This window comes from Dyella sp. (assembly GCF_035486915.1).
GTDB lineage: Bacteria > Pseudomonadota > Gammaproteobacteria > Xanthomonadales > Rhodanobacteraceae > Dyella_B.
On sequence record NZ_DATHMR010000202.1, the window covers coordinates 1 to 12410 of the forward strand.

Consider the following 12410-nt stretch of genomic DNA (forward strand, 5'->3'; position numbering starts at 1 on the left):
CTATAAGGGGCGCACGCTTGGCGGGATCGGCAATCTGGGTGCCTACAGCTTTCACGAGACGAAAAATGTGATCTCAGGAGAAGGCGGCGCGTTGCTGGTAAATGATCCCGAATTGGTGTTGCGCGCTGAGATCATCCGAGAGAAGGGCACCGACCGAAGCCGATTTTTCCGTGGTCAGGTAGACAAATATACGTGGCAGGAAGTGGGTTCCTCCTTTCTCCCCGGTGAGCTCATCGCGGCGTTTCTGTGGGCGCAGCTTGAAGAGGCGGAAAGTATTACGAGAGATCGCCTCGCCAGCTGGCAGCGTTATCACGAGATGCTCGAACCGCTCGAAGTTGACGGGGCATTGCGACGTCAGATAGTCCCGGATGGCTGTCAGCACAACGCACACATGTACTACGTGCTGCTTGCGCCTGAGATCGACCGGCAGAAAGTGTTGGATGAATTCAGGCGCAACGACATCTCCTCGGTGTTCCATTACGTTCCCTTGCATTCCTCGCCAGCGGGTCAGCGTTATGGCAGGACGCATGGAGCGTTGGATGTGACGAACCGGCAATCGGAGCGATTGATCCGATTGCCCCTGTGGATGGGGCTCCCTCATGCGCAGCAGGACAAAGTGCTCAATGTGCTGAAGGCGGCGATCAAGGCGGCCCGCTGATGAGCCCAAGCACCCGGCGCCCTGGCTATCTAGCTAATTTCATCGGCAAGAAGGCTAAGCGAGATAAGTTTTTATCTTATTGATATATAAACGGATTTATGTGCACGCCGACCGGGAAATCGCGGTCAGCGGCTTGCGATATTGAAACGTCGTTGGCTGTCGCCATTTAGGCAGTTCGACACCATTGACCATGGACAAGGCCGGGCCATTCGTGTACTATGCGGTACATAAAAGGCGTCGGAACTACCGGTGCCTTTAGCACTCTAAATATCAGAGTGCTAAACTGACCCCATTCAGGAGGTTCCAACATGTCTCAAGCCTTGGCGACGGCCACTTTGCCGGTTCCCAGCGTCGTCGGCAGTCTGGATGCCTACATCTCGGCGGTTCACCGGATTCCGGTGCTCAGCCAGGAAGAGGAGCAAGACCTGTCGCGCCGCTACCAGGCGGCAGAGGATCTCGATTCCGCCCGCAAGTTAGTGATGTCGCATCTGCGCTTCGTTGTCCACGTGGCCCGCGGTTACAGCGGCTACGGTTTGCAGCTGTCCGACCTCATTCAGGAAGGCAACATCGGCCTGATGAAGGCGGTCAAGCGTTTCGATCCCGACCAGGGCGTGCGCCTGGTGAGTTTTGCCGTGCACTGGATTCGCGCGGAAATGCACGAATTCATCCTGCGCAACTGGCGCATCGTGAAGGTCGCCACCACCAAGGCGCAGCGCAAGCTGTTCTTCAACCTGCGCAAGAGCAAGAAGCGCCTGGGCTGGATGAATGCCGAAGAAGTGCGCGTGATCGCCAAGGATCTTGGCGTGCCGGAAGCAACGGTGCGCGAGATGGAGTCGCGCTTGTCCGGTCGCGATATCGGCTTCGAAGCGCCGGCCGATGCCGACGAAGATGCCAAGCCCGCACCGGAAGCCTTCCTCATCGATGAAGGTGCCGATCCGTACGAAAACGTCTCCGATGCCGACCAGTCCGACAACCAGCTCGAAACGCTGTCGGCTGCGCTGCAGAAGCTCGACGAACGTTCGCGCGACATCATCCAGCGCCGCTGGCTCAACGAAGACAAGGCCACGCTGCAGGATCTGGCCGACGAATACGGTGTTTCTGCCGAACGTATCCGTCAGGTCGAGGCCAACGCCATGAAGAAGATGCGCGGTCTGTTCGCAGCCTGAACATCGCTGACGTGTGATTCAAAAAGGACCTCCGTGGCGGAGGTCCTTTTTTGTTTGAGCTTGCTGTGTTTAAGTCCGCATTGATTTCTCAGCCGGCCGATACATGGCACACGTTCTGGTCATTGAAGACGACGAGATCACCGCGCGCGAAATCGCGCTGGAGTTGGCTGCGCATGGCATCAGCGCCGATCGCGTCAACGACGGTCTGCAAGGATTGCAGCGTGCGCAGGAGCCCATCTACGACGCCATCACGCTCGATCTGATGCTTCCCGGCATGGATGGACTCACGCTCGTCACGCAATTGCGCGAGCGTGGTATCCGGACACCGGTGTTGATGATCAGCGCGCTGGGCGATGTCGACGAACGCGTGCGCGGCCTGCGTGCGGGTGGCGACGATTACCTCACCAAGCCCTTCGCGCCGGATGAAATGGCTGCGCGCATCGAAGTGCTGCTGCGGCGGCAGCGGCAAGAACCCACGGCGCAAACGCGCTTGCGCGTCGCCGATCTGGAATTGGATATGATCACGCGCACCGCACGTCGCGGTAATCGCGAATTGACGTTGCTGCCCACGGAATACCGTCTGCTGGAATTCCTGATGCGTTATCCCGGGCAAGTGCTCACGCGCGCGATGATTTTTGAAAGCGTGTGGGGTCTTCGTTTCGATCCCGGCACCAACCTGATCGACGTGCATATCGCGCGGCTGCGCCGCAAGGTCGATACCGATGGCGAGCCGCCGCTGATTCGCACCATGCGTGGATCGGGGTACCGCCTTGGCTAATCGAAACAAAGATTGGTCGATGCACTGGCGCGCAACCACCTCGCGCCTACTCCTGAGCTATGGCCTGTTCTTCGTGATCTGGGGCACCGTGCTGCTCGGTTCGATTTATTGGGAAACCATTCACTATCTTGAAGTGCGCACGGATCGCGATCTGATTCAGCAGATCAGTTATCTAAAACACATCGATCGTGCGCGCCTGCCGACGATGCTCGACGACTATGTATTGCTGGAAGATGCCAACTACAACGCATGGGGTCTGTTCGATGCGCACGGTAACTGGGTGTCCGGCGATGTAGTCCAGCTTCCGCCCACGCTCAAGGTCGATGGCGATCCGATGCGTGTGGAGGCCGACACCATCATCGCGCGCGATGCACTGCCTGCCGTGCAGGATCTGACGGTTATTGCAGCGCGCCTGGACGACAATCGCGTGCTTGCGCTGGCGCACACCACCGGTGTGACGGCGCATGTCAGCGGCATCATCAGACACGCGTTGTGGTGGGGGCTTTCGTTTACGCTGGTGCCGGGCCTGATCGGCGGCCTGATTCTTAATCGCGCACCGCGTCGGCGCATTCGTCAGATCGAAAGCGCCATGCAGCCGATCAGGCACGGCGATCTTCGTCAGCGCTTGCCTGTCAGCGGTCGCGGTGACGAACTGGATCGGCTCGCCGCCATCGTCAATGACGTGCTCGACCAGATCGAACGTTTAATGGGTGAAGTAAAAGGTGTCTGCGACAACATCGCACACGACTTGCGTACGCCGCTGACACGCTTGCGCTCGCAGCTTTATCGCGTCGAGCAGGAAATGAACGAGGACGATCCGCACGCGGAACTCATCGCGCGCTGCGTGAGCGATGTGGACGATGTGCTGGCGCGTTTCCGTGCTTTGTTGCGTATTTCCGAACTGGAAGACCGTCGTCGGCGCGAAGGTTTTGTCGCCGTCGATCTGGGCGACACCTTGCAGCATGTTTACGAGCTTTATGCCCCGCTAGCCGAAGATCAGCAGTTGCAGTTCGCGTTGCACGCCGATCAGGGATTGATCGCACAGGCCGATCCCGATCTGTTATTCGAGGCGCTCGGAAACCTGGTGGGCAACGCCATCAAGTTCACGCCTGCCGGCGGACAAGTCACATTGACCGCCAAACGCATCGAGCCCGGCGTGGCGCGCGTGGAAGTTGCCGATAGCGGCCCTGGCATCCCGCGCGAGCAACGCCAGGCCGTCTGGCAGCGCTTTTATCGAGGCGAGGGCAGTCGGGAGACGATCGGCCATGGCCTGGGCCTGAGCATCGTGGCCGCCATCGCCAAGCTGCACGATTTCGAGCTCTATATCGACAACGCCGAGACCGGCGCCCGCATCGGCATGGACATTCGTCTGCAGTCCGCAGCTTGAACAAAAACCCAACGCAGCCATGCATTTGGGCTTAGATGAAACAATCTTCATGCCCGTGAAAGGGCGCCCGGCATCGGCAGGCAGATAATCCCCAGCCATCGACGTGGTCTCGCCGGAAGCTGCCGTATGTTGGGATTAGTCAGAATCGCCCTCGCGCGTCCCTATACCTTCATCGTCCTCGCGCTTTTCATTTTGATTGCCGGGCCGCTGGCCGCATTGCGCACGCCTACCGATATCTTCCCGAACATCGGCATTCCGGTGATCAGCGTGGTGTGGACGTACAACGGTCTGTCGCCGAGCGACATGTCGGGTCGTGTCATCTACTACTACGAGCGTCAGCTCACCAACAGCGTGAACGATATCGAGCACATCGAATCGCAGTCGCTGCCGGGCATCGGCGTGGTGAAGATTTTCTTCCAGCCGGGCGTGGACATCCGCACGGCCACTGCGCAGGTCACCTCGATTTCGCAGACCGTGCTCAAGCAGATGCCGGCGGGCATCACGCCGCCGCAGATCATCAACTACAACGCATCGACGGTACCGATTCTGCAGATGGCGTTGTCGAGCACCAAGCTCAACGAGCAACAGATTCTCGATACGGCGCAAAACTTTCTTCGTCCCACGCTCGTCACCGTGCCGGGCATCGTGGTTCCGACACCTTACGGCGGGAAGATTCGCGAAGTCATGCTCGATCTCGATCCGCAGGCGCTGGCGGCCGAGGGACTTTCTGCACAGGACGTAGGCAATGCGCTCGCTGCGCAGAACCAGATCGTACCGGTGGGTACGATCAAGATCGGCCACGATGAATACACGGTGCAGCTCAACGACAGTCCGACGGCGATCCAGGCCTTGAATAATCTGCCGATCAAGACCGTCAACGGCGCAACGATCACCATCGGCCAGGTGGCGCACGTGCGTGACGGTTCGCCACCGCAGGAAAACGTTGTGCGCGTGGACGGTCATCGTGCCGTGCTGATGACCGCGCTCAAGGGCGGCAGTGTTTCGACGCTCGCGGTGGTGGCCGGCATCAAAAAACTGTTGCCGCTGATCAAGGAAACGATACCGCCGTCGCTGCACATCAATCTGCTGGGCGATCAGTCGGTGTTCGTGAAAGCGGCTATTTCATCGGTCGCGCGCGAGGGCATTATCGCTGCGTGTCTTACATCGCTGATGATTTTGATCTTCCTTGGCAGCTGGCGTTCCACCGTCATCATCGCCGTGTCGATTCCGCTTGCGATTCTCTCTGCAATCGCGTTGCTTGCAGCGACCGGTCAGACGTTGAATGTGATGACGCTCGGCGGTCTTGCGCTCGCCGTGGGTATTCTCGTGGACGACGCGACGGTGACCATCGAGAACATCAACTGGCATCTTGAGCAGGGCAAGGATGTGCACACGGCGATCATGGATGGCGCCAAGCAGATCGTGACGCCCGCTTTCGTTTCGCTGTTGTGCATCTGCATCGTGTTCGTGCCGATGTTCATGCTCGAAGGCATCGCGGGCTTCCTGTTCCGGCCGATGGCGCTGTCGGTGATCTTTGCAATGGCATCGTCCTTCGTGCTCTCGCGTACGCTGGTACCGACGCTGGCGATGTACTTGCTGAAGCCGCACGTGGTGGAGTCTGATCCGGGCGACCACCCGGAAGATCCTTTCATCAATCACCATGTGGGCGATCAGCACCCCATCATACGGCGTGGGCGCATTCGGCTGGCGTTGGTGAAGTTTCAACAGAACTTCGAGCATAGGTTCGCGAAAATTCGCGATGCTTACTACGGCATGCTGTCGCTCGCGTTGGGAGCGCGCCGGCGCTTCGTCATAGGCTTCCTCGCCGTTGTTCTCGTGTCATTCGTGCTGGTGCCGTTCCTGGGCATGGATTTCTTCCCGACGACCGACGCGGGCGCGATTGCGATTCACGTTCGCGCACCGGTGGGTACGCGTATCGAAGATACGGCGGCCGAGTTCGATCACGTTGAAAATGCAATCCGCCGGGTGATTCCGCCGTCACAGCTGGACAACATCACCGACAACATCGGGCTGCCGGCGAGCGGTACCAACATGGTGTACAGCAATAGCGGCACCATTGGCCCGCAGGATGGCGACATCCAGGTGTTGCTCGAGCCTGATCATGATCCCAGTGCCGAACTCGTAAAGAAACTGCGCGAAGTGCTGCCGCGCCAGTTCCCCGGTACAACGTTCTCGTTCCTGCCAGCGGACATGGCGACGCAAATTCTCAACTTCGGTGCGCCTGCGCCGCTCGACGTGAAAGTATCGGGACGCAATGGCGAGGCCAACGAAGCGTATGCCATTGCGCTGCAGCGCAAGATGGAGGCCGTTCCTGGTATCGCCGACGTGCGTATCCAGCAATCCAACTCGGCGCCACAGTTGAACGTCAACGTCGATCGCGTGCGCGCCGATCAGCTTGGCATCACCGAGCGCGATGTTACGGACAGCATGGTGGCGTCGCTTGCCGGCACGCAACAGGTCGCGCCAACGTTCTGGCTGAATCCTCGCAACGGTGTTTCTTATCCGGTGGTTGCGCAAACACCGCAATACCGGATGGATACGTTGCCTGCGTTGCAGAGTCTTCCCGTGACGGCCTCGGGCACTGGCGCGCAACAAACACTCGGCGCACTGGCGAATATCGAGCGCACGTCGACCGCTGCGGTGGTGACGCATTACAACATTGCTCCCTCGTACGATATTTTTGCTGCCGTGCAAGGTCGCGATCTTGGTGCTGTCGCGAGCGACGTGCAGAAAGTGCTGGATGACGCCGCAAAGGATCGTCCAAAAGGCTCCACGGTGGGGTTGTTCGGCCAGGTGACGGCGATGCACGTTGCGTTCTCCGGTCTGCTGTTCGGTTTGCTTGGCGCCATCGTGCTGATCTACATGCTGATCGTCGTGAACTTCCAGTCTTGGATGGACCCGTTCGTGATCATTACAGCCTTGCCTGCTGCGTTGGCCGGCATCGTGTGGATGTTGTTCATCACACACACGACGCTCTCTGTGCCTGCGCTCACCGGCGCCATCATGTGTATGGGCGTGGCAACGGCCAACTCGATACTTGTCGTGAGTTTCTGCCGCGAACGTCTCGCCGAACACGGCGATGCCGTAAAAGCGGCGCTTGAAGCAGGCTTCACTCGTTTCCGTCCTGTCTGCATGACCGCGCTGGCGATGATCATCGGCATGTTGCCGATGGCGCTGTCGCAAGAACAGAATTCGCCGCTCGGTCGCGCCGTGATCGGCGGCCTGTTGTTCGCCACCGCCGCCACGCTGCTGTTTGTGCCGGTTGTCTTCAGCATCGTGCATGGGCGCGAACAACATGCACCGTCTACCGACCCAGTCAATGGACTTCCCCATGTCGCATAACTCCATGCCCGTACTGTCGTCGCAAAAGCCGCCGCACCTGAAAGGCGTTGCCATGGTGGGTGTTACGGTGGCGGTGCTTGCCGTCGCGCTTGGCCTGGGTATCCGTTATCACCAGCATCACGAGCTGGTGCAGTGGACCGATGCACAGTTGATTCCCAGCGTGCGACTCGCGCCGTCATCCGATCCGGCGAAGTTGCATGCGATCACGCTGCCCGGTCATCTGGACGCGTGGTATACCGCGCCGATCCACGCTCGCGTCGATGGCTATTTGAAGACCTGGTACAAGGACATCGGCGCCAAAGTGAAAACGGGTGACGTGCTCGCCACTATCGATACGCCCGAGCTGGATCAGCAACTGGAGCAAGCCAAAGCCGTGTTGGTGAAAGCGCAGGCGGATGCCAAGCTCGCCAATATCACCTCGCAACGCTGGCAGCATTTGCTCGCCTCCGATTCGGTATCCAAACAGGAAGCCGACGAAAAAAGCGGTGAAGCGGCGGCAGCGCAAGCGACCGTGTTGGCGGCCAAAGCCGACGTCGATCGTCTGAGCGCGCTGGAAGGATTCAAGAACATCGTGTCGCCCTTCAATGGCACCGTGACCGTGCGCCGCACCGACGTTGGCGATTTGATTACATCGAACAGCCCCAGCAGTCCGGAGCTGTTCGAAGTAGCCGACGTCAGCCGCATGCGTTTGTACGTACCGATTCCCGAAGTGGATGCCAGTGCGATCAGGCCGGGCATGAAGGCGCAACTGAGCGTGCCCGAGATGCCAGGCCGCACGTTCGAGGCGACATTGATCGGCACGTCCGAAGCGATCAGCCAAAGCTCAGGCAGCCTGCTCGCGCAGTTTGAAGCCAACAACAGCGATGGCGCCCTGAAGCCGGGCGATTACGCAGATGTCAGTCTCGATCTTTCCGTCAGTCCCAACCTGGTCAGTGTTCCTGCCAGCGCGCTGATCTTCCGCTCGCAAGGTCCGCAAATTGCGGTGCTGGATCCAGACGGTCATGTCAGTTTGCGCAAAGTGCACATTGCGCTGGATCTTGGAACGTCATTGCAGATCGACAAGGGACTGACAACTACCGACCGCATCATCGAGAATCCGCCGGATTCGCTGATGGATGGCGACAAAGTACGCGTTGATGAAACCCCCGACGATAGTGCCGCCGGACGCCAGGTGGCTGCGGAGGATCCAAGCCATGATACGCGCTGATCGCTTGTTTGCCGGTGTCGCTGCCGCACTGTTGCTGGGCGGTTGTTCGTTGGCGCCCACTTATCACACACCGTCGTTGCCGCCGATGCCCGCGACGTTCAAGGAGGCGGGCACAGCGTGGCGTGTTGCATCGCCAGCCGATCAGACGCCGCGTGGCGATTGGTGGTCGGTGTACAGCGACAGTACGCTTGGACAACTGGAATCGAAGCTGGACGCCGACAATCCATCGCTGGCTGCTGCATTGGCGCGTTACGACACAGCGCGTGCGTACGAAAGTCAGCTTCAATCCGGCCTTTTTCCGCATTTCGGTGTGCTGGCCAATCCGATTCGTGCGCGTCAGTCGGACAATCGCCCACTGCGTGGCAGCAACGAACCCAATGAGTACGACAGCGATACCGTCGGCGTCAGCGCGAGCTACGATTTGGATCTGTGGGGGCGTATCCGCAATGAAGTCGGTCAGGGCCGTGCACTATCGGATGCCGCCAAGGCGGATCTTGCCAACGCAAAATTGAGCCTCGAAGCGCAGCTTGCAGACGACTACGTGCGATTGCGCGGCTACGACATCCAGGCAGGTATTCTCGACGATACCTTGCAGGCGTATCAGCGCGCGTTGACATTGACGGAGAATCGTCATGCGGGCGGCATCGCTTCGGGTCTTGACGTATCGCGTGCGCAGGCGCAGTTGCACGACGCGCAAGCGCAAGTCACCGATGTGCAAGCGCAACGTGCGCTGGTTGAACATGCTATCGCGAGTCTGGTCGGTGTGCCGGCATCCAGTTTCTCGCTGGCGCCTGAGCGCGAACAGTTGGACGTTCCGGTGACGCCTATCGGCGTTCCATCCACCTTGCTCGAACGTCGTCCGGATATTGCCGCGGCGGAACGGCGTGTGTACGCGGCGAATGCAGGCATTGGCGTGGCGCGAGCAGCGTTTTTCCCCGATCTGAGTTTGTCGGGCAGTTACGGCTTTCAAAACACGGGTCTAAGCAACCTGCTGGCGATCGGTAACCGTTTCTGGGCACTCGGACCGTTGGCGACGCTCGACCTTTTCGACGGCGGTTTGCGCCGCGCGGAAGTACGCGAGGCGCATGCAGAATTTGCCGAGGCATCGGCGGACTATCGGCAGACGGTGCTTGGTGCATTCCGCGAAGTCGAGGACGATCTGGTGTTGCTTCGCGATCTGGGTGTGGAAGCTGGGCAGGAAGACGAAGCCGTTCAAGCCGCGCAGAAAACACAGTCCATTGCCAACAACCGTTATCGCGAAGGCATCGTGAACTATCTGGAAGTGGTGACGGCGCAAACGGCTGCACTGTCTGCGGAGCGCAGTGCGGAGACGATTCGCACGCGGCGCCTGCAGGCCAGCGTGGATCTGATTCGCGCGTTGGGCGGCGGCTGGAACCGCGAGCAATCAGGCGTCGATACCAACGCGACGGCGCAAGCGAATACGGCGCAGAAGGCTCAGTAAAGATCGACCGGATCGACATCGATCGACCAGCGCACCTTGCGTGCGCTGGGCAACTTCGAAAGCTGAATCCACCACGCTCGCAACGCCGTATGAAGATGTCGGCGCGTCGTCGACTCGATCAGTAACTGACCGCGGTGTCGCCCTGCGCGCAACGGCATGGGCGCGGGCATGGGCCCGGAAATCTGCCAATCGGCAACATCGGGCAACGCGTCTCGCGCCTCGGACAGAAAGGCATCGACAACAGGGCGTTGATGAGCTTCGGCGCGCAACAACACCTGATGACCGTAAGGCGGCAATCCGGCTTGCTTGCGTTCGGCGAGCAATTGCTTTGCGGCGACGCCATACCCGTTTGCGAGCAAACTGCGCAAAAGCAGATGATCGGGATGATGCGTTTGCAACAGCACGCGTCCGGGCTTGCGTGCTCGTCCGGCGCGTCCGGCCACTTGTACGACCAGTTGCGCCAAGCGTTCGCCCGCGCGGAAGTCGATGCTGAGCAAACCTTCGTCCACGCCGACGATGGCGACCAGGGTAAGGTTGGGTAGATCGTGTCCCTTCGCCAGCATCTGTGTGCCGACCAGGATCGCCGGCGCATCGGTTTGCAGATTGTCGAGCAAGGTTTCGAATGCATCGCGGTGACGCGTGGTCTCGCGATCGATGCGCAGCACAGGCATTTGCGGAAACTGCGCGACAAGTGCCTCTTCCAGCCGTTCGGTGCCCTGGCCTTGCGGTTTCAGCTCGGTGCTGCCGCACGCCGGACACGTTGCCGGCACGCTGGTTTGGTACTCGCAGTGATGACAGATCAATCGCCGCCGCGCGGCATGCAGCGTGAGCGGATGTTCGCAACGCGGGCAATCGGCATGCCAGCCACAGCTGTAACACAGCAGCACTGGCGCATAGCCGCGGCGGTTGCGGAACACCAGCACTTGCTCACCGCGCGCGACCGTTTCGCCGATCGTATGCATGAGCGCCGGTGAAAGACCATGTTCCAGCCGCTGCGCACGCATATCGATGATCTGCACTTGTGGCGGGTGCGCGGCGCTGGGTCGGGTGCGCAGATGCAGACCGTGATAGCGGCCCGCCTCCACATTGGCCAAGCTTTCCAGCGACGGCGTTGCCGATCCCAGCAGCACCGGTACGTTCAGCGCCCGTCCGCGGACGAGTGCCAGGTCGCGTGCGTGGTAGCGAAAGCCCTCCTGCTGCTTGTAGGCGTTGTCATGTTCCTCGTCGACGATGATCAGGCCTGCCTGCGGCAGCGGCGTAAACACGGCCGAGCGTGTGCCCAGCACGACACGTGCCTCGCCCGAGCGCATGCGCAGCCATGCGCGTGCGCGGTCACCTTCGGCGAGGTTGGAATGCAGTACTTCAATGGGCACGCCGAGGCGTTCGCGAAGTCGTCGCACGGTTTGCGGCGCAAGGCCGATTTCAGGTACGAGCAAGAGCGCCTGTTTGCCTTGTGCGAGCGTCTGTGCGATCAGCGCGAGATAAACCTCGGTCTTGCCGCTCCCGGTGACACCGTCGAGCAGAAAAGCCTGAAAGCCGCCGAGCGCCCCGGCAATGGCGGCGACGGCAGCTTCCTGTTCGGCGTGCAGTGCTGGGGCGCGGGTCACGGGGTTGAGGGGTGATGTTGGCTCCCGTTCGTCGCGTTCAATCAGGTCTGCTTCGATAAGCCGTCGTGCCGCGGGACGCCAATCGGCAAGGGAGATGTCCAACTCCGGGGCGGACATGGGCCCCTCGCTCAACGCTTGCAACAGGGCGCGACTGCTGCCGCGACGGCTGCCGGCATCGCGCGCGCTCTCGCCTGCCATCGTCAGCCGCCAGATCGGCTCGCCGGTTTCCGGCAACGGTTTGTCTTCGCGCAATAGCAAAGGCAACGCATTGGCATAGGCTTCGCCCGGCGCGCCAAGCCAGTAGTCGGTGGCCCAGGCAAGCGTCTGCATCAGTTCGGCATCGAGCAAAGGAGACTCGTCCAGTACCTTGAGTACGCGTTTGAGTCGCGCGCTGCCAACAGTGGTCGGCACATCGACCTCGACCACCACGCCCACGGCTTTGCCGCGCCCAAACGGCACAAGCACGCGACCGCCGACCGCCGCTTCGCCATTGGCGGGCGGCAAGTAATCGAACAGCGTGGGCAGCGGTACCGGTAAGGCGACGCGAAGGACGAATGGCATGGATAGGAAGTGGGCCCCGATACCGGTTCGAGTGTATCGCGAGCCGGCACCGGCCCCTACGAAAAGCGACGAGGGATGTTGCGATCAGAGCTTGCCCGCGATTGCTGCCCTGTCATCTAGGAACACGGGCTAAGTGGCTCTACGGAACGTGATTTTTCCCTTATCCACAAGATCTGTGGATAAGTCTGTGGATGTGCTTGGGAGAGGATGCCTAAATGGGC

At 60.3% G+C, this 12410-nt stretch carries 8 protein-coding genes; 7 read left to right on the plus strand and 1 reads right to left on the minus strand.

The window, feature by feature from the left end; translation table 11 throughout:
• The 7 genes from VK725_RS16620 to VK725_RS16650 form a co-directional block, all read left to right on the plus strand.
• Positions 1 to 658: DegT/DnrJ/EryC1/StrS family aminotransferase (locus tag VK725_RS16620; RefSeq protein ID WP_325319174.1), on the plus strand; the 658-nt coding region annotated here is incomplete at its 5' end.
• Between the two features lie 308 nt (positions 659 to 966).
• Positions 967 to 1824, plus strand: coding sequence for an RNA polymerase sigma factor RpoH (gene rpoH, locus VK725_RS16625; protein ID WP_325319175.1), 858 nt, complete (start codon positions 967 to 969; stop codon positions 1822 to 1824).
• Between the two features lie 103 nt (positions 1825 to 1927).
• Positions 1928 to 2602 (plus strand): response regulator transcription factor, encoded by a 675-nt coding sequence (locus VK725_RS16630; protein ID WP_325319176.1) that lies wholly within the window; start codon positions 1928 to 1930, stop codon positions 2600 to 2602.
• Positions 2603 to 2621: 19 nt separating this feature from the next.
• The gene (locus VK725_RS16635; RefSeq protein WP_325319177.1) at positions 2622 to 3989 is read left to right on the plus strand and encodes a HAMP domain-containing sensor histidine kinase; all 1368 of its coding nucleotides are present in this window, start codon (positions 2622 to 2624) and stop codon (positions 3987 to 3989) included.
• 126 nt (positions 3990 to 4115) lie between these two features.
• Complete coding sequence (locus tag VK725_RS16640) at positions 4116 to 7352, plus strand: efflux RND transporter permease subunit (RefSeq protein ID WP_325319178.1); 3237 nt, start codon at positions 4116 to 4118, stop codon at positions 7350 to 7352.
• Entirely contained in the window at positions 7342 to 8559 is a 1218-nt protein-coding gene (locus tag VK725_RS16645) for an efflux RND transporter periplasmic adaptor subunit (protein WP_325319179.1), read from the plus strand. The genes VK725_RS16640 and VK725_RS16645 overlap by 11 nt, the downstream gene beginning before the upstream one ends.
• Positions 8546 to 10021: an efflux transporter outer membrane subunit gene (locus VK725_RS16650; protein WP_325319180.1), complete on the plus strand. Its 1476-nt coding sequence runs from the start codon at positions 8546 to 8548 to the stop codon at positions 10019 to 10021. Before VK725_RS16645 ends, VK725_RS16650 begins: the two co-directional genes overlap by 14 nt.
• On the opposite strand, the gene VK725_RS16655 is transcribed toward VK725_RS16650, so the two are convergent.
• A complete protein-coding gene (locus tag VK725_RS16655) occupies positions 10015 to 12189 on the minus strand; it encodes a primosomal protein N' (RefSeq protein ID WP_325319181.1) in 2175 nt (724 codons plus the stop codon). The genes VK725_RS16650 and VK725_RS16655 overlap by 7 nt on opposite strands.
• Positions 12190 to 12410 lie beyond the last annotated feature (221 nt).

Excerpts from the sequence above, each read along its gene's own strand:
- VK725_RS16630 (WP_325319176.1), top strand. The coding sequence starts at position 1,928 with ATGGCACACGTTCTGGTCATTGAAGACGACGAGATCACCGCGCGCGAA.
- rpoH (WP_325319175.1), top strand. The coding sequence starts at position 967 with ATGTCTCAAGCCTTGGCGACGGCCACTTTGCCGGTTCCCAGCGTCGTC.
- VK725_RS16645 (WP_325319179.1), top strand. The coding sequence starts at position 7,342 with ATGTCGCATAACTCCATGCCCGTACTGTCGTCGCAAAAGCCGCCGCAC.
- VK725_RS16640 (WP_325319178.1), top strand. The coding sequence starts at position 4,116 with ATGTTGGGATTAGTCAGAATCGCCCTCGCGCGTCCCTATACCTTCATC.
- VK725_RS16635 (WP_325319177.1), top strand. The coding sequence starts at position 2,622 with ATGCACTGGCGCGCAACCACCTCGCGCCTACTCCTGAGCTATGGCCTG.
- VK725_RS16650 (WP_325319180.1), top strand. The coding sequence starts at position 8,546 with ATGATACGCGCTGATCGCTTGTTTGCCGGTGTCGCTGCCGCACTGTTG.
- VK725_RS16655 (WP_325319181.1), bottom strand. The coding sequence starts at position 12,189 with ATGCCATTCGTCCTTCGCGTCGCCTTACCGGTACCGCTGCCCACGCTG.